The sequence below is a fragment of the Ochrobactrum sp. PL_is483 genome, from assembly GCF_055816855.1.
Genome location: NZ_JBVPGS010000040.1, coordinates 1 through 23,056 on the forward strand (window position 1 = coordinate 1; position 23,056 = coordinate 23,056).

Consider the following 23,056-nt stretch of genomic DNA (forward strand, 5'->3'; position numbering starts at 1 on the left):
TCCTGACAAAGACGCCAAAGGCAGCCAGCGCATGAGCGGCTGCAGCCGTTTGCAACGCCTCGCCAGTACAGTCACAAAACGCGACCCCCTCCCAAAAACAAAACCCGCCGAAAAATATCGACGGGTTTGTCAGCGGCCTGAAGCGCCGGTTTTCCGGCGCTTTTTGTTTGATGCAAGTGGCGGTCCATTAGGCTCTGGGATAAGAAGTGATCGGGATGGGGAGGGCAATATGAGTTTGATACACAACGAACGAACCAAGTTGCTGGCGAACAATCTTGATCGCCTTTCCACGGCGTTTCTCGCTGTCGGGGTTTTGGGCAAGACTTTTAATTTCACACCGGGGAGTGGACTGCTTGTGTCTTTTCTCGGCGTTGCAGCTTGGATTTTGCCGGCGATTGGCTTACATTTAGCGGCAAGGCGTGTTCTAGGGAGACTAAAGCCATGACGTCTGAAGTGTTCTTCTGGTATGTTTTCCCGTTGATCGTAGCGGCCGCTGCTTTTGGCTGGCTTTGGTACGACAAGCATTATAACGACCATTATCGCTGATCTGGCATAGCCTTATCAGAAGTCCGAGCGCCGGTTTTCCGGCGCTTTTTTGTTAGCGGTTGAGGCCGTTGGCGAGATTGCCGCGTATGTCGAGCAAGCGCGTGCGCAAATCTTGCAATTCATCGACAGGCTGACCAAGCGCGCAGAACACGTGCTCGGGAATGCTCTCAGCCTCCTTACGCAACTCCCGGCCCTCGTCGGTCAATGTAATGCGCACTTGCCGCTCGTCGCGGGTATCGCGCCGCCGTGCAATGCGTCCGGCAGCTTCAAGCCGCTTCAGCAACGGGGTCAGGGTTCCTGAATCCAGATTGAGTTTTGCGCCGATTTCCGAGACGGTCCGATCATCTTGTTCCCACAGCACGATCATGACCAGAAACTGCGGATAGGTGAGGTCAAGTTTGTTGAGGATGGGCTGATAGGCGCGCGACAGCGCATTCGCGGTCGAATAGATCGCAAAACAGACCATGTTGGATAGGTCGAGACTGGATTCCTGTTCGTCGCGCTTCATCGGGATAACTCCTTGGGAAATATATACATCAAGTGCAATCCAATTGTGCATCATATAATCGTGATATTATATTTCGCAAAATTAGATTGCGCGCAATTTAATAATCTGCAAGCTTGGTTGGGAAGATGAGCCAAAGGAGAAACCCAATGCCAATTCTGTATACCACCCAGTCCACAGCAACCGGCGGCCGTACCGGCAGCGCCAAAACCGCCGACGGACGGCTCAGCGTCGTTCTCGACACGCCGAAGGAACTCGGCGGCTCGGGCGGCGAGGGCACCAATCCCGAGCAGCTTTTCGCTTCCGGCTATGCGGCCTGCTTCCTCGGCGCGTTGAAGTTCGTTGCCGCAAAGGAAAAAGTTGCCATTTCAGCCGACAGCACGGTCACCGCGACGGTCGGTATCGGTCCGCGAGAAGATGGTACGGGATTCGGCCTCGATGTCGCGCTGCAAGTGGCCTTGCCGGGCGTAGACAAGGCGAAAGCAGAAGAGCTGGTTCAGGCAGCACACATTGTCTGCCCATATTCGCACGCAACACGCGGCAATATCGATGTTCGCCTGAGTGTGGCCTGACAGACATGGAAAAGGCGCCCGACGAGGGCGCCTTTTATGGTATTTTCCAAATTTTAGCAGGAAGCCATTTCGATGAACCCGGATATTCGCGAACTTCGCTCCACGTGTGAAAGAATGGAAGCGCGCTACCTTGCAAATCCAGTAATAAATACCTCATATCGCAGGCTTGCAGATCGCTTTGCCGCAGACCTCTCAGAAGAGCGAGACGTCTTGCTCAGCCGGTGCGCCGCTCTCATGGCGATCAAGTTCTTGAGGGATGATGGAGCGCTTTAAATCGCTCCCGTAAACGGCAGGCGACTACTCCGCCTGAGCTTCGATATTCTCCATGTCGTCGTCCGACAGGCCGAAATGATGACCGATCTCGTGAATCAGTACATGGGTGATGATATCGCCCAGCACTTCTTCATGTTCAGACCAGTAGTCGAGGATCGCGCGACGATAGAGCGTAATGCGGTTCGGGCCATCGCCGGTCTGAAGGCTGAAGCGTTCGCCGATGCCGCGACCTTCGAAGAGGCCGAGCAGGTCGAAAGGCGTTTCCAGCCCCATATCCTCGATGATCTGATCGTCGGGAAAGTCGGCGATCTGGATGATGATGTCGCCGCACAGCGCACGAAACTCCTGCGGCAGATGCGCAAGAGCTTCAATCGCGATGGATTCAATTTCGTCGAGCGAGGGCGAGAGTCGTCCCGCCCAGTCACCGCTTTGATCTTCTCGGGCCATTCCAGCCAATCGTGTCCTATTCAATGTCTCAGGCCACCGGGCTCTTGCAGGCCATATATAATGCTTTCAGTCATCATGCCCAGGGGCGCTGTTCGGCGCGTTTAGCCTCGAATGCGTCAATGCTGCCAGCCTTTTCCATGGTCAGGCCGATATCGTCGAGACCGTTGAGCAGGCAATGGCGCTTGAAATCATCAAGGTCGAAGGAAATGGTGCCACCATCGGGGCCGTGAATTTCCTTGGCTTCCAGATCGATGGTGAGGGTTGCATTGGCGCCGCGCGAAGCGTCGTCCATCAACTTGTCGAGGTCTTCCTGGGCGACCTTGATCGGCAGAATGCCGTTCTTGAAGCAGTTATTGTAGAAGATATCGGCGAACGAGGTCGAGATCACGCAGCGGATGCCGAAATCGAGCAAGGCCCATGGCGCATGCTCGCGCGAGGAGCCGCAGCCGAAATTGTCGCCTGCGACGAGGATCTGCGCGTTGCGGTAGCCCGGCTTGTTCAGGACGAAATCCGGGTTCTCCGTGCCGTCTTCGTTGAAGCGCATTTCGGCGAAAAGACCCTTGCTCAGGCCCGTGCGCTTGATCGTCTTCAGGTAATCCTTCGGAATGATCATATCCGTGTCGATATTGACGATCGGCAGGGGGGCAGCGACGCCTGTGAGCTTGGTGAACTTATCCATGTCCTGAACCTGTCGGTTGGGAATTTGCAATTTGCAAACTGGTTTACATCAGCTTGACCGAGAGTCAACGTTTGAGGCCGAAACTGCCCAATAGGTCGCAACTCCCGACCCGCCTTGCGAATTATCCGGCGCGCTTGCAAACGCGCCGGATCGTTCGACTGTCGGGTAATGCGCATAATCCTGTCTGTAAACGGCGTCAAGTTTTACGGATCATGCGTATGCGAGGCATTTTGAGTAATTATGCAACATTCAGTGCGACGCCGCCGCTCTCGCTGCCGGTCAGGCGGCGGGATTTGCCGTCGGTGCCGACCACGATCGTATAACGCCCCCGCCGCATTGAGAGGTTTGGCGACATAGCCACATCGATGGCAGGATCGAACCGCAAGGTGATACGCCACAATTCAGGCTTGATCGTTTCCTCGACTGCAATGATGCGGGCATCGAACGGCGTAGTGTGAAACATGCCGGTGATGCGCTGTCCGACGCGGTAGGGCGCGGTTTCGTCCGAAACGAAAGCGGGTTCCGCCTTGCTGCCATTGGCGGCAAGCGTGTTCCAGTCGCGTGTGCCGGACTGGCGTGCCACAAGGTCAAGCGCCTTGCCGTGGCTGATGGTGATGCCTTCCTCGCTCAGTGCCTGCCGCAGACGGCGGGCCTGATGCTTGAAGTCAACGTTATTGGTCCCAGCGATGATAGCTGTGGTCATTGTTTTCGCTCCTGGTTGTGAGCGGCGTTTTCATGAACGGGTGCCCGCATTGCCGTTTCTGCCGTCACCGGAACAGGAACGAGAAGTCAGAATGCTTTACCATGGCTTGGAAGCTGCGGGCGGCAGGTGCATTCAACCGAAGGCCGGAAAATAGGCGTGTCGACGCAGGATTTCAAGGCCCGGTCCGCAAGCGCTCTCTGTGCTTGCGCTGCCCGGCGGTTCAGTGCACAAATCGGGACATGAAAACCATTGCTCGTCCTCGCCGTTCCGTCCTGTTCGTTCCTGCCGTCAATGCACGGGCATTGGAAAAGTCGCTGACGCTTGCCGCCGATTGCGTGATCTATGATCTGGAAGATTCCGTTGCGCCGGAGGCAAAGGTTTTGGCGCGTGACGCGCTGTCGGCGCATTTTGCAAGCCATCCGAAGGCAGGTTTCGAACGCATCGTGCGGGTGAATACGGCGGAAACGCCATGGGGCAGGGACGATGTTGCGGCTGCGGCGAAAATGGGGGCGGATGCGATCCTCCTGCCCAAGGTCGAACGTCCGCAGGATATAATCGACGCGGCCAACCGGCTTGATCGTCACGATGCTGATCCCGCAGTTGGCGTCTGGGCGATGATCGAGACGGCAAGAGGCATTCTCAATGCCGACGAAATTGCGGTTCTCGGCCACCGTTCGGCGGTGCGGCTTGCCTGCTTTGTCGTCGGGCCGAACGATATTGCGCGGGAAACGGGCGTGCGCCCGCAACCGGGGCGACCCTATCTGATCCCCTGGCTGATGCAGATCATTCTTGCGGCGCGCGCCGGAGGGATCACTGTTCTCGACGGCGTTTATAATGATTTTCGCGACAGCGTTGGCTTCGAGGCGGAATGCGCGCAAGGTGCCGCCATGGGGTTCGACGGCAAGACGTTGATTCATCCCGGCCAGATCGAAGCGGCCAATCGCGCATTCTCGCCAACGGAAAGCGAATTGGCCTATGCCCGCGCCGTTGTTGATATTTTCGCCCAGCCCGAAAATGCCGGCAAGGGCGTCGTTTCGCTTGATGGGCAAATGGTTGAAAGACTGCATCTCGAAATGGCCGAGCGTTTGCTCGCCAAGGCGGGCGCAAAGTTATAACAGAGGAAGTACCAGCATGAAGTTATATCGTTTCATTACAGGCCCGGACGATTCCGCATTCTGCCATCGCGTCACGGCGGCCCTCAACAAGGGCTGGCAGCTCTATGGCTCGCCGACCTATGCCTTCAACGCCGCCACCGGCGTCATGCATTGCGGCCAGCCGGTGGTGAAGGAAGTCGACGGCGTTGATTACACGCCAGACATCAAGCTCGGCGAATACTGATGGCCGTGCGCCGCATCGTCGCCAATATCGCCGCCGGTGACCCGGCGGCGGCAAAGCGCTTCTATGGCGACTTGCTGGGCCTCGATGTGGCGATGGATTTCGGCTGGATCGTCACCTATGCCACCGATGCTGAGGCACGGGTACAGGTGAGCATCATGAGCGAAGGCGGGGCGGGCACGCCAGTGCCCGATCTTTCCATAGAGGTCGATGACGTCGACGCCGTGCTGGAACGCACCATCGCGCTGGGTTTCCCCGTCGAATACGGTCCGGCGGAAGAGGAATGGGGCGTACGCCGTTTCTTCACGCGTGACCCTTATGGGCGGCTCGTGAATATCCTGACTCACAAGAGTTGAAAAAGGCCGGTTTCCCGGCCTTTTTCCTTGTTCAGTTCAGTCCACGCTTTTCGATCATCGCGTCCGGTGTCGGCATCTTGCCGCGGAATGCCTTGTAAAGCTCTTCCGGGTCGCGGCTGCCGCCGGCGGCATAGATATGCAGCTTCAGTTTCGCTGCCAGTTCCGGGTTGAAGGCATCGCCGGTTTCCTCGAATGCGGAAAACGCGTCTGCGTCCAGCACCTCCGACCACATATAGGAATAGTAGCCCGCGGAATAACCGTCGCCCGAGAATACGTGGGTGAAGTGCGGCGTGCGATGACGCATGATGATTGCATCGGGCATGGAGAGCTTTTCCAGCGTCTTTACCTCGAAGGCGAGCGGATCAGCGATCTTTTCCGTGCCGGTGTGGAATGCCATGTCCACGAGCGCCGATGAGGTGAACTCGACCGTGTTGAACCCCGAATTGAAGGTGCGGGCGGCCAGTACCTTGTCCAACAGCGCCTTCGGCATGGCTTCTCCGGTGCGATAGTGCACGGCGTATTTTTCGAGAACCGCAGGAACAGTGAGCCAGTGTTCATAAAGCTGCGACGGCAGTTCCACGAAATCGCGGGAAACGGCGGTGCCAGCGACGGCTGGCCATGTCACGTCCGACAGAAGCCCATGCAGCGCATGGCCGAATTCGTGGAACAGCGTGCGTGCGTCGTCCAGCGAGAGCAGGGCAGGTTCACCGTCCTTTGGCTTGGCAAAGTTCATCACATTGTAGATGATCGGCTTCTGCCCGCCATCAAGCTTGTGACTTGATTGCAGGGAACTCATCCACGCGCCCGAACGCTTCGATGTCCGCGCGAAATAATCGCCAAGGAACAGGCCGCGTTCGCTGCCATCGGCGTTGAGCACCTGAAACACGCGCACATCGGGGTGCCATGCGGTAATGCCCGTCTTCTCCTCGAAGCGGACGCCGAACAGTCGACCTGCCACATCGAAAGCGGCTTCGATGATCTTTTCAAGCTGAAGATAGGGCTTCAGTTCCGCTTCATCGAAGGCAAAACGTTCGGCACGCAGCTTTTCCGTATAGAAGCGCCAGTCCCATGGCGCGACCTTGTGATTGCCGCCATCGGCTGCGATCAGACGCTCCAGCTCCACCTCTTCCTGGCGGGCTTTGGCGCGTGCCTTGTCCCAGACCGGTTCGAGAAGATCCATAACCGCCTTGGGCGTCTTGGCCATGGTGTCGTCAAGCTTGAAGGCGGCAAAGTTGGCGTAGCCGAGCAGCTGCGCCTTGCGCTCGCGCAGTTCCACCATTTCGCGCACGATTTCACGATTGTCGCTTTCACCGCCATTTTCACCGCGCTTCGCCCAGGCGTTGAACGCCTGTTCGCGCAAGCTTCGGTTCTGCGAGAATGACAGAAACGGCTCGACAATCGAGCGCGACAGCGTAACGGCCCATGCATCCGGCTTGCCGCGCTCGGCGGCAGCGCTCTGCATGGCGTTTTTCAGGAAATCGGGCAGACCGGCGAGGTCAGCCTCATCGGTGATGAACAGCGCCCAGCTCGATTCATCCTTCAGCACGTTCTGGCCGAAGCGGGCGCCAAGTCCGGCAAGCTTTTCATTGATGCCTGCGAGTTCCGTTTTGCCCGCTTCATCGAGCTTCGCACCTGACCGGACGAAACCTTTCCATGTCTTTTCAAGAACGCGCTTGGTCTCGGTGTCGAGGTCCAGCATGTCGCGGTTTTCATAAAGCGCGTCAATGCGGGCGAAAAGGGCAGGGTCCATCATGATGCGCGAATAATGACGCGACATTCTCGGCGCAATTTCGCGCTCCAGCGCCTGAATCGTGTTGTTGGTATGCGCGCCTGCACGCAGCCAGAAAATGGAGGAAACGCGGTCTAGCGCCTTGCCCGTCAATTGCAGCGCCTTCAGCGTATTGTCGATGGTTGGCGCGTCGCTCGCCCCGGCGATGACTTCCACTTCGGCAAGGTCTTCCGCCAGCGCCACATCGAAGGCGGGTGCGAAATCCTCGTCCCTGAACGCGGTGAAATCCGGCAGGCCCAGCGGTCCGCTCCAGTCTGTCAGCGCGTGATTGTGGGCGGTTTTGTCGGACATGATGAAGCTCCGGTTGAGATGGCATCGATATGCAGCAAATTAATAAGTCGTGACCCTATGCGCCGCCTTGCTACCAAGCAAGAGGGAAACCGTGGGAGCTAACTTGCGGGAAAACCGTTCCACATCGTCCGGCAGGGCTTGACTTTATGGGCGGCCAAGCGCAAATCACGCTCGCAGCCGGAATTCAGCGGCAGCATTTTCAACCGGAGTTTTATTCTCTTATGCCAAGCGACAGTCACAGTCGATTGTTTCAGCCGTCAAGGCAGTTCGTGATCTGATCGCTTGCGGTCGGCTTGCACGGTCTGCCTTTGACGGCGGATCGACAGAAAGGCAAGCCCCATGACCGGCCTTAAGACCGACAACAACTTCTCCCCGGAAGTACTCAATGTTGCCGACCTTCCTGCTGCTGCCATCGCAAGCCGCATTGCGGATATGCGTACCGGCGACGCAGTGGAACTCGTTAACGAACTCGATGCCGATGATGCAGTCGCCGTCATCGCCCAGCTTTCGCACGAAGATGCCATCCGCCTGCTCGATCAGCCGGAACTGCACCGTGCTACCGAAATCATCGCCACGCTCCCGCCCGGCCTCGTAAGTCTTTTGCTCGATGGCATGTCTGCGGACCGTGCAACCGACGTTTTTCAGGAACTGGAAGACGATGACCGCGCACGCCTGTTTCCCATTCTCGCGCCTGAGACCAAGGTCGCGCTGAAAAAGCTGATGGGCTATCCGCCGAATACGGCGGGTTCGCTCATGACTATCGAATTCATTGCCGTGCCTTCCAACTGGAATGTCGGCCAGACGCTGGAACATATCCGCAAGGTCGAGCGCACCCGCGAGACGGTTTATGCGATTTATGTGATTGATCCGGTCAGCCGCGTTCTGCTGGGCGTGGTCAGCCTGCGCCGCCTTATCATCCGCGAGCCGGACGAGCCGATCCTTTCGATTGCCCGCGATGACGAACCAATCACGATTTCGCCGCTGGCAAGCCGTGAGGAAGTGGCCCGGCTTTTCCGCAAGCATGACCTTCTGGCCGTGCCTGTGGTGGACGAAAGCCGCCACATCATCGGCATCGTGACCGTCGATGACGTGCTGGACGCCATGACCGAAGAGGCCAGCGAGGACGCTTACCGTTTCGGCGGTATGGAGGCGCTGGACAAGCCCTATATGCGCATCGGTTTCGGCGAGATGCTGAAAAAACGCGCTGGCTGGCTCGGCATCCTTTTCCTCGGCGAAATGCTGACCGCGAGCGCGATGCAGCATTTCGAGCTGGAGCTTGAAAAGGCGCTGGTGCTGACATTGTTCATCCCGCTCATCATGTCTTCGGGCGGCAATTCCGGCTCGCAGGCAACGTCCCTGATTATTCGTGCGCTTGCCTTGCAGGAAATCAGGCTCAAGGACTGGTGGCGCGTCGCCCTTCGCGAATTGCCAACGGGTCTGGCGCTCGGAAGCTTCCTCGGCGTCATCGGCATCATACGCATCGCCATCTGGCAGACGCTCGGCATCTATGACTACGGCGAACACTGGATTCTTGTGGCCGCAACCGTCGGCATGGCGCTGGTCTGCATCGTGACATTCGGCTCGCTGACCGGGTCCATGTTGCCGTTCATATTGCAAAGGCTCGGCTTCGATCCGGCCAGCGCATCGGCGCCTTTCGTTGCCACGCTGGTCGATGTGACCGGTCTTGTGATCTATTTCAGCGTCGCGCTGGTAATTTTGTCGGGCACGCTTTTATAACGGCCCGAATGCTTTCGGTGACAAAAAACTGACAGATTAGCCGTGTAAAAACGTAATGAAATCCGGGTTTTTCGGGTTAATTGGGGGGCAGTTTCGTGCTGCCCCTTTCTAAAAGGCAAAAAAACCTGTAAGAGCGCCGCATTGTTTTTCCGCGCGGGTCTGTTGGCGCGGCTCCCAACTCATATAGAAGTGATCTCCATATGGAATTGCGTAATATCGCTATTATCGCACACGTCGATCATGGCAAAACCACTCTGGTTGACGAACTTTTGAAACAGGCTGGCTCGTTCCGCGAGAACCAGCGTGTTGGTGAACGCATGATGGACTCCGGCGACATCGAGCGTGAGCGCGGCATCACCATTCTGGCCAAGGCGACTTCGGTTGTCTGGAAGAACACCCGCATCAACATTGTCGACACGCCCGGCCACGCCGATTTCGGCGGCGAGGTGGAGCGTATCCTGTCGATGGTGGACGGCGCGATCGTGCTGGTCGACTCTGCTGAAGGCCCGATGCCGCAGACGAAATTCGTCGTCGGCAAGGCGCTGAAAGTCGGCCTGAAGCCCATCGTCGCGATCAACAAGATCGACCGCCCGGATGGCCGCCATGAAGAAGTCGTCAACGAAGTGTTCGACCTCTTCGCCAATCTCGATGCGACCGACGAACAGCTCGACTTCCCGATTCTCTACGGTTCGGGCCGCAATGGCTGGATGGCGCTGAACCCGGACGGTCCGAAGGACGAAGGTCTGGCCCCGCTGTTCGACCTCGTGCTGAAGCACGTTCCGGCACCGAAGGTCGCCGAAGGTCCGTTCCGCATGATCGGCACCATCCTGGAAGCCGATCCGTTCCTGGGCCGTATCATTACGGGCCGCATTCATTCGGGCTCAATCAAGCCGAACCAGGCCGTCAAGGTTCTCGGTCAGGATGGTTCGCTGCTTGAAAATGGCCGTATCTCGAAAATTCTCGCTTTCCGCGGCATCGAGCGTCAGCCGATTGAAGAAGCACAGGCAGGCGACATCGTCGCTATTGCCGGTCTTTCCAAGGGCACTGTTGCCGACACGTTCTGCGATCCGTCGGTCAATACGCCGCTGGAAGCCCAGCCGATCGATCCGCCGACGGTCACCATGTCCTTCATCGTCAACGACAGCCCTTATGCGGGCACCGAAGGCGACAAGGTGACGAGCCGCGTCATTCGCGACCGTCTGCTGAAAGAAGCCGAAGGTAATGTCGCGCTGAAGATCGAGGAATCGAACGAAAAGGATTCGTTCTTCGTGTCCGGTCGCGGTGAATTGCAGCTTGCGGTTCTGATCGAAAACATGCGCCGTGAAGGTTTTGAGCTTGGCGTTTCGCGTCCGCGCGTCGTCATGAAGGACGGCGAGAACGGCGAAAAGCTGGAGCCGATTGAGGAAGTCGTCATCGACGTCGATGAAGAATATTCCGGCACGGTTGTGCAGAAGATGTCCGAACGCAAGGCCGAAATGGTCGAGCTGCGTCCTTCGGGCGGCAATCGCGTGCGTCTGGTGTTCTATGCGCCGACCCGTGGCCTGATCGGCTATCAGTCGGAACTTCTGACCGATACGCGCGGCACGGCGATCATGAACCGCCTGTTCCACGATTATCAGCCATACAAGGGCGAAATCGCAGGCCGCAGCAATGGCGTTCTGATCTCCAACGATCAGGGTGAAGCAGTGGCCTACGCATTGTTCAACCTTGAAGATCGCGGCCCGATGATCATCGACGCAGGCGTCAAGGTCTATCAGGGCATGCTGATCGGCATTCACAGCCGCGACAACGATCTGGAAGTCAACGTCCTGAAGGGCAAGAAGCTCACCAACATCCGCGCCGCTGGCAAGGATGAAGCCGTGAAGCTGACCCCGCCGATCAAGATGACGCTGGAACGCGCCCTGTCTTGGATTCAGGATGACGAGCTGGTGGAAGTGACGCCGAAGTCGATCCGCCTTCGCAAGCTCTATCTTGATCCGAATGAGCGCAAGCGCTTTGAAAAGAGCAAGTCGAGCGCTGCATAAGCCCGACAGCATAAAAGAAAACGGCGGTCCGAAAGGCCGCCGTTTTTGTTTGGAGAGTTTTATCGCTCGCCGCCCCTTGCCCTTCGAGACGCCGCCTGCGGCGGCTCCTCAGGATGAGGTGCTGGTGTTGCGTGAAGCGCTTACCGCTCGCCGCGGCGATAGGGCAGCATCAGCGCCTGCGGAACCCGCGCGCGGCGCGCCATGATGATCAGCGCCACAATCGACATGATGTAAGGGATCATGAGGAAAAGCTGGTAGGGCACGGCCTTGCCGTAAACCGTCTGCAATCGAAGCTGGAACGCATCGAACAGCGCAAAGAGCAGGGCACCCAGAAGGGCGCGAGCCGGTTTCCATGAGGCGAAGACGACAAGCGCGATACAGACCCAGCCGCGTCCCTGCATCATGGTGGGGAAGAACGAATTGAACGCCGAAAGCGTCAGGAACGCGCCGCCCACGGCCATCAGCGCGCTGCCGAACATGATCGTGAAAATGCGCACGCGGATCGGGTTGATGCCCTGCGCTTCCGCCGCATGCGGGTTTTCGCCGGTCATGCGGATGGCAAGGCCGAGAGGCGTGCGGAACAGGACGTAACCGAGCAAAAGCGCCAGCGGAACGGCAATCCATGTCAATGCCGTCTGTGTGCCAAGCACCTGTCCGATGAACGGGACTTCCGCAAGCCAGGCCGGATTGAGCGGCTGGAAAGGCGTGATGGACGGCGGTGTTGAGGACAGCGGCACCAGAAGCCGGAACAGGAAATAGGAAAGGCTTGAAGCAAACAGTGTGATGCCCAGGCCCACAACGTGCTGCGACAGGCCGAGCGGCACGGTGAGCGTCGCATGAAGCAAGCCGAACAGCGCGCCGGAAGCTGCCGCAACCGCTACGCCGGTCCATAGGTCCGCGCCGTTGAACACGGTCAGCCAGCCGATCATTGCGCCGAAGGTCATGATGCCTTCGATGCCGAGATTGAGCACACCGGCGCGTTCGCAATAAAGCGCGCCGAGCGTGCCGAAAATCAGCGGCGTGGCAATGCGCAGGACCGAAACCCACAGACCGGCGGAGAGTAGAATATCCATCAACTCGTTCATCGGGCGATCCTGTATTGTGTGAAGAACAGAGCAACCAGCATGGTCAGGAGCGACAGCGCGACGGTAACATCGGCGATGAAGCTCGGGATGCCGATGGCGCGGCTCATGCCGTCGGCGCCGACGAACATGGCGGCTGCAAAAAGCGCGGAGAAGATCGCGCCGATGGGGTTCAGATTGGCGAGCATCGCGACAATGATGCCCGAATAGCCGAAGCCGGGCGAAAGATCGGTCGTGACATAGCCCTTCACGCCCATGACCTGTATCGCGCCCGCAAGCCCGGCCAGCCCGCCGGAAATGCAGGCGACCTTTATCAGGGTTCTGGCCAAGGGCACACCGGCGAAGCGCGCAGCGGCAGGATTGAGCCCCGCAGCCTTGGTTTCAAGCCCGAATACGGTTCGCTTCTGCACATAGGCGATGATGAGCGCCAGAGCGATGGCAATCGCGATGCCGATATGGAGCCGCATGCCGGACATGATCTTGGGCAGCACGGCAGCATCGGGAACGGGTTCGGATTGCGGCCAGCCGAAGGCAAGCGGATCTTTCATCGGCCCTTCGATCATCATCGAAACGATGAGCACGGCGACGAAATTCAAAAGCAGCGTCGTCACCACTTCATCGACGCCAAAGCGCAGGCGAAGCCCGAGCGGGATCAGAAGAAAAATCATGCCCGCTATCGCTCCGACGATCAGCAGAAGCGGTATGAGGATGGCGGCTGGTAGCTGCAACTGCGTGCCGCAGGCGACCACCGCCAGCGCGCCCATATAGAATTGGCCTTCAGCACCGATATTCCAGAGTTTCGAGCGGAAGGCGACCGCGGCGGCAAGGCCGGTCAGCATCAGGGGCGTTGCCCGGGTGAGCGTTTCGGTGATCGAAAGCTTGTTACCGAAAGCGCCAATGGCGATCTGCCGGAAGGCTTCCAGAACCGGCGCACCGGCGGCGGCGATCAGTAATCCGGCAAGCACGAAGGCGGTCAGGACGGCGATGATCGGTGCCGTTGCCACCAGAGCCATGGGCCGTGTTTCGCGTCGTTCAATACGCATCAGTTCAGCCCCTTGTTGGTATTATTCTGCCATTCGCCAGCCATCATCAGGCCCAATCGTTGCGCATTGGCTTCTTCCGCGTCGATGGGCGGGGAAAGACGGCCCTTAACAATCGCTTGAACCCGATCCGCCAAGCCAATGATTTCATCGAGATCTTCGGAGATCAGCAATACGGCGGCGCCCTTGGCGCGCGCTTCCAGAATGCGGGCGTGGATGGCCGCGACGGCGCCTTCGTCAAGGCCGCGCGTCGGCTGCGCGGCGATCAGGATGCGCGGTGCGGTTTCCAGATTGCGGCCCAGAATTAGCTTTTGCATGTTGCCGCCGGAAAGCAGGCGAATGCGGCTGTCGGGCGTGCCGCCGCGCACATCGAAATCCTTGATGATGCGGTTGGTAAATTCCCGCGCTGCCGTGCGGTTGACCAGAAGTCCATTGGAAAACTGCGGATCGCGCACGCGCTCCAGCACCGCATTTTCCCATAGCGTCAGATCGCCGATTGCGCCTTCGGCATTGCGGTCTTCCGGGATGCGGCCAACACCCGCCGCCACAAACTGGCGAGGGTCGAATTTCGTGACCATCTGCCCGAACATTGCAAGCTCGCCGCTTGCCGGTTGGCTGAGGCCGGAAACGAGACGTCCAAGCGCTGCCTGGCCGTTGCCCGACACGCCGATGATGCCAAGCGTTTCGCCGGCGCGAACGTGGAAATGGAGGTCGGAAAGGCGGGTGGCCCCATCTTCAACGACCATTACATTCTTTGCTTCCAGCAAGGTCTCGCCGGGTGTGGCCGCAGCGCGTGCAGGGCGCGAAACGCGACGGCCGACCATCAGTTCGGCGAGTTCTTCTTTTGAAGTTTCGAAAGCCTTGCGTTCGGCGACAAGCTTGCCGCCGCGCAGGACGACAACGCGGTCGGCTGCCGACATGACTTCATGCAGCTTGTGCGAAATGAAGATCAGCGACAGGCCCTGACGCGCCATCTCCTTGAGCGTTGCGAACAGGCTTTCCGCTTCCTGCGTGGTCAAAACGGCGGTTGGCTCGTCGAGGATCAGTATGTCGGCGTTGTTATAGAGCGCTTTCAGAATTTCGACGCGCTGCTGCTCGCCCACCGACAGATCGCCCAGCCGCGCGTCGGGATCGACCTGCAAGCCGAAGCGCTTTGCAATCTGGGCGATTTTGGTGCGCGCAGGCCCGTGCGCGGATTTGAGCTTCCACAGGCTTTCGGTGCCGGTGATGATGTTTTCAAGCACGGTAAGATTGGGCGCCAGCGTGAAATGCTGGTGCACCATGCCCACGCCCGCATCGATTGCAGCGCGGGGTTTGCCCTGCGGGATTTCCGCGCCCTTGACGAAGACGCGGCCTTCATCCGGCACATAATGGCCGAACAGGATATTCATCAGCGTGGTCTTGCCTGCACCGTTTTCGCCAAGAAATGCAAGAATTTCGCCGCGTTCGAGTTTGAGCGAAATATCGTCATTGGCGGTCAACGGGCCAAAGCGCTTGGTGATATTTTGCAGTTCAAGGACGGTGGAGGTCATGGGAGAGGCCCGTGCAGGAGGGCGCGCCGGTGCTGGAACGAGCGTTGAAGCACCGGCGCGGAGGCAGGATTATTTCGGCTCTTCGGCGTTCAGCTTGAGCGTAAAGGTGCCGGATTTGATCTCGTTGCGGCGCGCTTCCATCTTCGCTTCCGCTTCCGCCGGTGCGATGCCCTTGACATAGATGATGTCGTTGCCGCCTTCCTTCATCATGCTGAAAGGCGTGTAGTCCTTGCCCGCAGGCTGTCCAGCCTTCACGTCCGCGATCGCTGCGTTAAGGATTGGCCCGAAGTTCCAGATTGCATTGGCAAAAACCGTATCGGGATAACGCGGCGTATAGTCGGTCAGCGAACCGATGGCCTTGATGCCGCGCTCCTTGGCGGCATCTGCCGTGCCGATGCGCTCGCCAAACAGAATGTCCGCGCCGGAATCGATTGCCGCAAGCCCGGCCTCGCGCGCCTTCGGTGGATCGAAGAAGGTGCCCATGAAGGAGGCGACGAATTTCGCGTCGGGCCGGGTTTCGCGCACGCCGTCCTGAAAGGCGTTGATCAGCATGTTGATTTCCGGGATCGGCACCGCGCCGACCGAGCCGAAGATGCCGGACTTGCTCATCGCGCCCGCCAGCATTCCGGTGAGATAGCCAGCTTCGAAATTCCAGGTGCCGAACACGCCGAAATTGTCGCCCTGCGGCTTGCCGGAGGAACCCATGACGAAAGCCGTCTGCGGATAGTCGCCCGCTACCTGCCGTGCTTCACGCTCGACGGCGTAGGATTCGCCCACGATCAGCTTGATGCCCTGTTCGGCATATTCGCGCATGGCGCGGGGATAGTCGCTCGCCGAAACGCCTTCGGAAAAAACATAGTCGATCAGGCCAGCATCATTGGCCTGTTGCAGGGCGGCATGAAGGCGCGAGTTCCAGGCATTTTCAACCGGCGAGGCGTGGATGCCTGCGACTTTCAGCTTTTCATCGGCGGCGAAGGCGCGGGTGGTCATTGCCGTTGCACCAAGCGCTGCCGACATTGCAAGAAAATCGCGGCGCGTGAAGTTCGATGTCTTGATGATTTTGGTCATTTGGTCAGGGACCCCTCATGTGTGTTTTCGGCGCGCGGGTGCGCGCAGCCGGTTGCTTCGTTTCGACGTGCGTATGTCATGAGCAACGATTTCCATCATTGCCCAAACCGCCTTTAATTCAAGAAGATTCTGGAGCATTTCCCGCAAAAGTGTGAAACGGTTTTGCGTTGGAAAATGCGACAAAACAAATAGTTAGAGCGGTTCCGGTAATTCAGTAAAAAACAGGAACCGGCTCTAAAGCTGGCCGACTGGCGCGTAATCAGCCCCGTCAACCGATGCCGGACGGCCTTCGAGATTGAGCGTGCTGACGCGCTGCGGGGTTTCGGCGATCACCTTGCCGCGCTTCACGACCTTGAGGCGGTTTGCCTTGAGCCGCAGCGCTTCAATCGGATCGCGTGCCTGCAACACCACGAAATCCGCATTGCAGCCCTTGGCCAGACCGTAGCCTTCGAGGCCGAGCGCCTTGGCCGAGTTGACGGTCAGCGCGTCGAAAACCTGCCGCTTGCCTTCGATGGACGTCATCTGCGCGACATGGATTGCCATGTGTCCCACTTCCAGCATGTCGCCGGAACCCATCGAATACCACGGGTCCATCACGCAGTCGTGGCCGAAGGCGACATTGATGCCCGCCGCCATCAGTTCCGGCACGCGGGTCATGCCGCGGCGCTTCGGATAGCTATCGGCGCGGCCCTGCAGCGTGATGTTGATAAGCGGGTTTGGAATGGCGTTCATCTGCGCTTCCGCGATCAGCGGAATGAGTTTCGAGACGTAATAATTGTCCATGGAGTGCATGGAGGTGAGATGCGAGCCGGAAACGCGGCCCTGCAGTCCGAAGCGCATGGTCTCGGCGGCCAGCGTTTCGACATGGCGCGACATCGGGTCGTCGCTCTCGTCGCAATGAATATCGACCGGCAGGCCGCGCTCGGCGGCGATGCGGCACAGCGCTTCCAGCGAGGCTGCGCCGTCGGCCATGGTGCGTTCGAAATGCGGAATGCCACCAACGACATCGAGACCCATGTCGAGCGAGCGGTTGACGAGATCGACCGCGCCCGGCGACCGGTAATAGCCGTCCTGCGGGAAGGCGACCAATTGCAGATCGATATAAGGCTTCACCTTCTCGCGCACCTCGATCATCGCTTCTGCGGTGAGAAGGCGCGGGTCGCTGACATCGACATGGCTGCGGATCGCCAGCAGGCCTTGGCTGACGGCCAGATCGCAATAGCGCAATGCGCGCTCGACCATGGCTTCGACGGTCAGCATCGGCTTCAGTTCACCCCAGAGCGCGATGCCTTCCAGAAGCGTGCCGGAGCGGTTGAGGCGCGGCAGGCCGAGCGACAGGGTCGCGTCCATATGGAAATGCGGGTCGACGAAAGGCGGGGTTACGAGCCGGTCGGTTGCGTCGATTTCCTGAGCCGCCTGATGCTCGCCCCTGGATGGGATAATGTCGGCAATCTTGCCGTCCTTGACCAGAATGTCCTGCTTCTCGCGACCGTCGGGGAGATTGGCGTTTCTCACGATCAAATCGAACATCGGCGGGACCTTTCATCTGGGTATGCAAGAACCGAGCCCAAAAGAAGGGCTCATTTTTCAATTGCCTTATACTCTATAACCGGTGGGCGCAATGGCGGGAAATACCAAAACTCAATGAGTTTGGCTCATCGAGTTTTGGTCAAGCCCGTGCGGCGATTGAGCATTTCCGGGCGTGATGCGTCAGCATCTTAGCGCCCGGATAAAGTCTGGAAGGGGTCGTCATCCTCAATGGAAAATGTTAGGGCGCAAACGTTATTGTTTTCGGGATTGCCATGTTCACGATCAGCCGCGTCGAAACCTTCAGCCAGGAGATCAAGAAGAGCCGGTTTCTGGCTATTGCCGCGCCTGTTGCGAACGAACAGGCGGCGAAGGATTTCTTGAGCGAGCATTCGGACCTTGCCGCCACCCACAATTGCTGGGCGTGGCGCATGGGGCAGAGCTATCGGTTCAGCGACGATGGCGAGCCGAGCGGCACGGCGGGCAAGCCGATCCTGCAAGCCATCGATGGCCAGCAGCTCGACAACATCGTGGTGGTGGTTACGCGCTGGTTCGGCGGCATTCTGCTGGGCAGCGGCGGCTTGATGCGCGCCTATGGCGGGACTGCCGCGACCTGTCTGCGGCAGGCCGAAAAGACCGAGGTCATTCCGCTGATCGGCTTCTCGCTCGCCTGCGATTTTTCCGACCATGCGCTTTTGAAGGCACGTCTCACTGCGGTCGACAATCTCGCCATTGCGCAGGAAAACTTCACCGGAACCGGCGTCGAGATAACGGGTGCCATGCCCATTGCCGCGCAGGATGATGTCGCGCGGCTCGTGACCGATCTGACGCGCGGCAAGACAGTTATCAAGTTCGACGACTAGATCATGCCGCCCGTATATTGCTGGCGTTTGTTTTCATACATCAGCAGGTCGGCGCGCTTGGCGACGGTTTCCAGCTTTTCGCCGGGCAGGCTCGTGGCCGTGCCAATGGAAAGATTGAGCTTGAGCTGCGAATAATACTGGTTGTTGATATCCACCAGCCGCTGGATGTCCTCGACCATCGCTTCGGCGCCGCGCTCGTCCACATAAGGCAGCACGACTGCGAATTCGTCACCGCCGATGCGGGCCGCATGGCCCGGCTGCTTTACTGCCTCATTCAGCACTTCACCAAGGCGCCGCAGCAACCCGTCACCCGTGGCATGGCCCCATTGATCGTTTGCGGCCTTGAGGCCGTTGAGATCGATAATGATGATCGAGATGGGCGTATGGCCCTTGCGCTCAAGCCGGTTGAGTTCATCGACATAAAAGGCGCGGTTGTGCAGCTTCGTCAGCACATCGTGCTTGCCGAGATATTCCAGATAGGCTTCCGCCTTTTTGCGGGCAGTAATGTCGGTGAGGGCGACTTGCACCAGCGACCAGTCCTGCTCATGTCCCGGCAGGACCGAGAATTGCAGCAGCACATGCCGCTCGGTGCCGTCGAGGGCGTAATTGACCACTTCGCGGCGCTGGAACAGCAAGCCGTTCCACAAGTCGATCAGCTGCTCGCGGAATGACGCCTCCATCTCGTCCTTGAAGATGTGCGGCAGGTTTTGCAGCAGGGTTTTCTTGTCGGGCGCGAGGAAGAGGGCAAGCGTTTCGGAATTGACTTCGAGCACGCGGATTTCGCTCATGCACTGGCGCACGAATTCCGGATGCACGTCGGTGAATACACGAAAATCTACAATACCGCGCTGGCGCACATCGTCCATCAACTGCTTGATGCGGCTGAAATCCTCGACCCAGAGGGAAACCGGCGAATGCTCGAAAAGCCCCTGCGCATGCTGCTTGTGGCGGTCCTGTTCGCGGCGGGCATTTTCGCGGGCGGTCACGTCCTCGATGGAAAGCAGCACGCGCTCCCATGAATGTTCGTAGCCGGGCAGAACGACACCCTTCAACTGAATGTCGAGCCGCTTGCCGCCGAGCGTATAGTTGATGGTGTCGCTGGAAAAGGCATTGCCACCATTCCACAGTTGCACCATCTCGTCGATATGCGGGTCCAGCATGTCGTCGCGGAACACGCGTTCCAGATTCGCGACCAGATGGTCGACGCTATCGGCCTCGAAAAGCGAAAGCGTCTTGCGATTGACCTTCAGCACCCGGATATGGCTTGTGCAGATGCGCAGCCGGCTCGTATCTTCGTGCAGGAACGCCCGCAGATCGGTAACGCCCAGCGCACGCCATTCTTCGAACTGCCTGCGCAGGCCGCTATAGTCCTCAAGCCACAGGGAGATTGGCGCGAGGTCAAAAATATTGGCGCTGTCGCTCAGGGCAGACTCGATATTCATGGATTTCCGTTCCAACTTTTTGCCGAAACACGTGTCCAGGTTGGGGCCGTCTCACAATGTTCGGGATGCGTTGTCCGTCCCATCGGGAAAAGCCGCGATGGTTATTTGGCCGCCTTATATTATGGTTATCTTGCATAAACTAGGGGTTTTATGACTTGCTGTCTCAGCTTTGTGCGCAAAGACGAAAAAAGGGCGGCCCAGCGGACCGCCCATTCATAACCCAAATTTCGCCGGTAGAGGCCGGGTTCGCTCAGTTGCTGATTGGCAGGCGATGCCGCACGAGGGTTGTCCAGTAGGAGCAGCCCCAGGCGATCACATCATCGTTAAAGTCGTATTTCGGGTGGTGCAGATTGGCGCTCGGGCCGTTGCCGATGTTGATCATCGCGCCCGGCACCTCGTTCAGCATGAAGGCAAAATCCTCACCGCCAAGCGTTGCGGGCATGTCGCGCGTGACGCGCTCCGCACCTGCAACGGCTTCGGCGGCAATCGCCGCAAGCTCGGTCTCCTGTTCGTGATTGACGGTCACGGGATAGTTGCGCTGGTAGTCGAGCGTGGCCTTTGCTCCGAAAGCATCGGCAATGCCTTGCACGGCGCGGGTGAGCTTTTCCTCGATATGGTTGCGCACTTCCTCGCGCAGCGTGCGCACCGTGCCGGTCAGGCGGATTTTCTGCGGAATGACATTGAACGCATCGCCGCCCTGAATGGTGGTGATCGAAATCACAGCCGAATCCAGCGGATCGATGGTGCGTGCCGTCAGCGTCTGGATCGCCTGAATAAGCGCCGCCGTCACCGGAATGGGGTCGATGGTCTGGTGCGGAGAGGCCGCATGTCCGCCAACGCCTTCAATGGTGATATCCAGCACATCGACCGATCCCATGATCGGGCCGGAATTGATGGTGAAATGCCCGACCGCAAGGTTCGGGCGGTTGTGCATGCCGTAGACTTCGTTGACCGGCCAGCGCTTGAACAAACCGTCGTCAATCATCGCCTTGGCGCCTGCGCCGCCTTCTTCGGCAGGCTGGAAGATCACGATGACCGTGCCGTCGAAGGCCCGGCTTTGCGCCAGTTCGCGGGCAGCGCCCAGAAGCATGGTCGTATGGCCGTCATGGCCGCAGGCATGCATCTTGCCCGGCACTTTCGACGACCATTCAGCGCCGGTTTCTTCGAGGATCGGCAGGGCGTCCATGTCGGCGCGCAGGCCGATGGCCCGGCCCGAACGGTTGGACTGGCCGCGAATGACGCCGACGACGCCGGTGCGCCCGATGCCGGTCACCACCTCATCGACACCCGCAGCACGCAGCGCCTCGGCCACCTTTTCGGCGGTGCGGTTGACGTCATAGAGCAGTTCCGGATTCTGGTGCAGGTCGCGGCGGAAGGCGACCAGTTCTTCAATCTGGTTCGAAGTCCAGTTTTCAACCGGCATATCAGGCTTCCTTGTCTTTGGATTCGAGGCGGTAGCGGAAATCGCAGTGGCTTGCGCCCTTCATGATGGTCTGCGTGCGCTCCAGCTTCATGTCGGGGTTGTAGCCGATGCAGAAATCGCCATCGCGATTGCAGGAGAGCAGGTGCCCGATATGGCCAAGGCCCATCTCGCGATACATTTCCGAATAGCGGCAGCGCGTCACGTTGAAATCGAAATGATCTTCGCCCTGCGAAATCACGTCGATTTCCAGTGCGTTTTCCTTCGTCCACAGCGGCTGGATATCGGCAAAATCCTGTATGGTCGGGGTGCGGCCAAGCTCGTCGGCAAAGCTTTTGCCCTGTTCGATGGCCGAGCGGCTGACTGCTTCGCCGATTGCGGCTTGCGCTTCGTCCTCGCCGGAGCGCTCGCGAATAACTTCGTAGACATTCTTGAGAACCAGCGCCTCGATGCGGCGGCGTTCGAGAATTGACATTTGATTCATGGACCTGACCTTTCACATGAATATTCAATGAGATGCGTTAGAGATTTGGCTCGGTGAGATCCTTGCGCCGAAGCCATGCGAGATAGAACGGTGCGATTTTTCGGGCGACTTTATGAAAAGGCAGCGGCGCCGGTTCCGAGACAGGCAAGGCAAGTTCCTGCACAGGCTCGCCATCCAGTGCGCGCGCGAATTCCCGGCCAAGCGATGTGCCAAGCGCAACGCCGCGACCGTTACAGCCGATCCATGCCCAGCCATTGGGGCCGAGTTGATGGACACGCGGAAAGCGATCCCACGTCATGCCGATATAGCCGCTCCAGACATGGGTGATTTCCGGTTCGCCAAGGGCCGGAAAGGCTTCCGCCATGTTGCGCGCCGTCTTGCGCCTGACGCGCTCAGCCACGTTGAAATCGCCCATCACAACGCCGCCGGTAATCAGCCGGTTGCGGGCATCGTAGCGGAAGAAGCGCAGGTCGCCGCGTGTGTCGGAAACCGCCTGCCTGCCGGGCAAGATCGTTGCGCGCAGATCGTCGCTGACCGGCGCTGTCGCCATCTGCCATGAGAGCACCGGCACGATGGTGCGGGCAAGGCGCGGGGCAAGCCCTTCGCGCAGTTCGCCGGTATAGGCGTTGGTAGCAAGCAGAAAGCCCTTGGCGCGCACTGTGGCGCTGGCGGTCTTCACCTCCCAATGATCGCCCGTTTGAGCATAGGCGACCACCGGACTTTGCTCGTGGATGATTGCGCCGTGGCGTTCGGCAGCCGCGGCAAGGCCGCGCGCGAAAGCCAGCGGATTGATATGCCCGCCGGTCGGGTTGAACATGCCGCCATACCAGAAATCGCTGCCCAATAGCTGCGATGTTGCCGTGCGGTCGAGAAACTCTGCCGGGAAGCCGAAGCGCTTCCACGCTTCCACGCGACTTTGCGAAAGTTTTACCCGGCCCGGCGAATGGGCAGGCTGGAACCAGCCGTTCTGCTCAGCCTCGGCCTCGATGTTTTCATCGCGCACGATGGAAAACAATATGTCGGCGCTGTTGCCGATCAATCGGGCAAAACGCTCGCCCGAAGCACCATAACGCTTGGCAATGGCATCCGGCTCGGCGGCGGTCATGGTCGGGATCACCTGGCCATTATTGCGCCCGGATGCGCCCCAACCGACGGCTTTGCCTTCCAGCAGGATGACGCGCTTGCCGCGCTTTGCCAGATGGAGTGCCGCCGAAAGCCCCGTAAAACCGCCGCCGACAATGACAATATCGGCTTCCGCATCTTTTGTGAGCGCGGGGGCGGGTATGCGTTCGGGTGCGGTTGCGGCCCAGATGGAGGGTGGAAATTCTACTTTTTGCATGG

Annotated in this window: 21 protein-coding genes and 1 pseudogene; 8 read left to right on the forward strand and 14 right to left on the reverse strand. The window is 59.0% G+C overall.

Going from position 1 to position 23,056, the window contains the following annotated elements; all coding sequences use genetic code 11:
- Positions 1-445, forward strand: a 445-nt coding sequence (locus tag AC0TNJ_RS18235) for a hypothetical protein (protein ID WP_473771940.1), incomplete at its 5' end; no start/stop codon positions are given.
- A 153-nt stretch (positions 446-598) separates the two neighbouring features.
- Here AC0TNJ_RS18235 and AC0TNJ_RS18240 read toward each other — a convergent pair.
- Positions 599-1,054, reverse strand: a complete 456-nt coding sequence (locus AC0TNJ_RS18240) for a MarR family winged helix-turn-helix transcriptional regulator (RefSeq protein ID WP_473771941.1) — start codon at positions 1,052-1,054, stop codon at positions 599-601.
- 146 nt (positions 1,055-1,200) lie between these two features.
- On the opposite strand from AC0TNJ_RS18240, the gene AC0TNJ_RS18245 reads away from it, so the two are divergent.
- Positions 1,201-1,623, forward strand: coding sequence for an organic hydroperoxide resistance protein (locus tag AC0TNJ_RS18245; RefSeq protein ID WP_010658490.1), 423 nt, complete (start codon positions 1,201-1,203; stop codon positions 1,621-1,623).
- Positions 1,624-1,920: 297 nt separating this feature from the next.
- On the opposite strand, the gene AC0TNJ_RS18250 is transcribed toward AC0TNJ_RS18245, so the two are convergent.
- From AC0TNJ_RS18250 to AC0TNJ_RS18260, 3 genes are all read right to left on the reverse strand, one after another.
- Positions 1,921-2,343, reverse strand: a complete 423-nt coding sequence (locus AC0TNJ_RS18250; RefSeq protein ID WP_122002567.1) for a metallopeptidase family protein — start codon at positions 2,341-2,343, stop codon at positions 1,921-1,923.
- A gap of 73 nt (positions 2,344-2,416) precedes the next feature.
- A complete protein-coding gene (gene leuD / locus AC0TNJ_RS18255; RefSeq protein ID WP_122002566.1) occupies positions 2,417-3,022 on the reverse strand; it encodes a 3-isopropylmalate dehydratase small subunit in 606 nt (201 codons plus the stop codon).
- Positions 3,023-3,260: 238 nt separating this feature from the next.
- On the reverse strand, positions 3,261-3,725 hold the full coding sequence (locus tag AC0TNJ_RS18260; protein WP_122002565.1) for a glyoxalase superfamily protein: 465 nt from the start codon (positions 3,723-3,725) through the stop codon (positions 3,261-3,263).
- A 169-nt stretch (positions 3,726-3,894) separates the two neighbouring features.
- On the opposite strand from AC0TNJ_RS18260, the pseudogene AC0TNJ_RS18265 reads away from it, so the two are divergent.
- From AC0TNJ_RS18265 to AC0TNJ_RS18275, 3 genes and pseudogenes are all read left to right on the forward strand, one after another.
- A pseudogene (locus AC0TNJ_RS18265) lies at positions 3,895-4,840 on the forward strand (HpcH/HpaI aldolase/citrate lyase family protein).
- A gap of 16 nt (positions 4,841-4,856) precedes the next feature.
- Positions 4,857-5,063, forward strand: a complete 207-nt coding sequence (locus tag AC0TNJ_RS18270; RefSeq protein ID WP_002965766.1) for a DUF1737 domain-containing protein — start codon at positions 4,857-4,859, stop codon at positions 5,061-5,063.
- On the forward strand, positions 5,063-5,416 hold the full coding sequence (locus AC0TNJ_RS18275; RefSeq protein WP_473771942.1) for a VOC family protein: 354 nt from the start codon (positions 5,063-5,065) through the stop codon (positions 5,414-5,416). Before AC0TNJ_RS18270 ends, AC0TNJ_RS18275 begins: the two co-directional genes overlap by 1 nt.
- A 31-nt stretch (positions 5,417-5,447) precedes the next feature.
- Here AC0TNJ_RS18275 and AC0TNJ_RS18280 read toward each other — a convergent pair whose 3' ends face one another.
- A complete protein-coding gene (locus tag AC0TNJ_RS18280; RefSeq protein WP_473771943.1) occupies positions 5,448-7,496 on the reverse strand; it encodes a M3 family metallopeptidase in 2,049 nt (682 codons plus the stop codon).
- A 339-nt stretch (positions 7,497-7,835) separates the two neighbouring features.
- On the opposite strand from AC0TNJ_RS18280, the gene mgtE reads away from it, so the two are divergent.
- Complete coding sequence (gene mgtE, locus AC0TNJ_RS18285; RefSeq protein ID WP_473771944.1) at positions 7,836-9,233, forward strand: magnesium transporter; 1,398 nt, start codon at positions 7,836-7,838, stop codon at positions 9,231-9,233.
- A 200-nt stretch (positions 9,234-9,433) separates the two neighbouring features.
- Positions 9,434-11,257 carry a translational GTPase TypA gene (typA, locus tag AC0TNJ_RS18290; protein ID WP_122002560.1) on the forward strand — a complete coding sequence of 608 codons (1,824 nt, stop codon included), beginning with the start codon at positions 9,434-9,436 and terminating at the stop codon, positions 11,255-11,257.
- A gap of 140 nt (positions 11,258-11,397) precedes the next feature.
- Here the strand turns inward: typA and AC0TNJ_RS18295 are convergent, their stop codons facing one another.
- The 5 genes from AC0TNJ_RS18295 to AC0TNJ_RS18315 all read right to left on the reverse strand — a co-directional run bounded on the left by AC0TNJ_RS18295 (position 11,398) and on the right by AC0TNJ_RS18315 (position 17,509).
- Positions 11,398-12,342: an ABC transporter permease gene (locus AC0TNJ_RS18295; RefSeq protein WP_473771945.1), complete on the reverse strand. Its 945-nt coding sequence runs from the start codon at positions 12,340-12,342 to the stop codon at positions 11,398-11,400.
- Positions 12,339-13,382 (reverse strand): ABC transporter permease, encoded by a 1,044-nt coding sequence (locus AC0TNJ_RS18300; protein WP_473769227.1) that lies wholly within the window; start codon positions 13,380-13,382, stop codon positions 12,339-12,341. Before AC0TNJ_RS18300 ends, AC0TNJ_RS18295 begins: the two co-directional genes overlap by 4 nt.
- Positions 13,382-14,911, reverse strand: coding sequence for an ABC transporter ATP-binding protein (locus AC0TNJ_RS18305; RefSeq protein WP_473771946.1), 1,530 nt, complete (start codon positions 14,909-14,911; stop codon positions 13,382-13,384). Before AC0TNJ_RS18305 ends, AC0TNJ_RS18300 begins: the two co-directional genes overlap by 1 nt.
- Positions 14,912-14,980: 69 nt before the next feature.
- Positions 14,981-15,979, reverse strand: a complete 999-nt coding sequence (locus AC0TNJ_RS18310) for a BMP family protein (RefSeq protein ID WP_122002556.1) — start codon at positions 15,977-15,979, stop codon at positions 14,981-14,983.
- Between the two features lie 234 nt (positions 15,980-16,213).
- The gene (locus AC0TNJ_RS18315) at positions 16,214-17,509 is read right to left on the reverse strand and encodes an amidohydrolase family protein (RefSeq protein WP_473771947.1); all 1,296 of its coding nucleotides are present in this window, start codon (positions 17,507-17,509) and stop codon (positions 16,214-16,216) included.
- A gap of 272 nt (positions 17,510-17,781) precedes the next feature.
- Here AC0TNJ_RS18315 and AC0TNJ_RS18320 point away from each other — a divergent pair, with 272 nt between their 5' ends.
- Positions 17,782-18,369: an IMPACT family protein gene (locus tag AC0TNJ_RS18320; RefSeq protein ID WP_473771948.1), complete on the forward strand. Its 588-nt coding sequence runs from the start codon at positions 17,782-17,784 to the stop codon at positions 18,367-18,369.
- Here the strand turns inward: AC0TNJ_RS18320 and AC0TNJ_RS18325 are convergent.
- The 4 genes from AC0TNJ_RS18325 to AC0TNJ_RS18340 all read right to left on the reverse strand — a co-directional run bounded on the left by AC0TNJ_RS18325 (position 18,366) and on the right by AC0TNJ_RS18340 (position 23,054).
- Entirely contained in the window at positions 18,366-19,811 is a 1,446-nt protein-coding gene (locus AC0TNJ_RS18325; RefSeq protein WP_473771949.1) for a sensor domain-containing diguanylate cyclase, read from the reverse strand. The genes AC0TNJ_RS18320 and AC0TNJ_RS18325 overlap by 4 nt on opposite strands.
- A 250-nt stretch (positions 19,812-20,061) precedes the next feature.
- A complete protein-coding gene (locus AC0TNJ_RS18330) occupies positions 20,062-21,234 on the reverse strand; it encodes a M20 aminoacylase family protein (protein ID WP_075041547.1) in 1,173 nt (390 codons plus the stop codon).
- Position 21,235: 1 nt separating this feature from the next.
- Positions 21,236-21,715 (reverse strand): L-2-amino-thiazoline-4-carboxylic acid hydrolase, encoded by a 480-nt coding sequence (locus AC0TNJ_RS18335; protein WP_473769233.1) that lies wholly within the window; start codon positions 21,713-21,715, stop codon positions 21,236-21,238.
- A gap of 37 nt (positions 21,716-21,752) precedes the next feature.
- Positions 21,753-23,054 carry an NAD(P)/FAD-dependent oxidoreductase gene (locus AC0TNJ_RS18340; protein ID WP_473771950.1) on the reverse strand — a complete coding sequence of 434 codons (1,302 nt, stop codon included), beginning with the start codon at positions 23,052-23,054 and terminating at the stop codon, positions 21,753-21,755.
- Positions 23,055-23,056 lie beyond the last annotated feature (2 nt).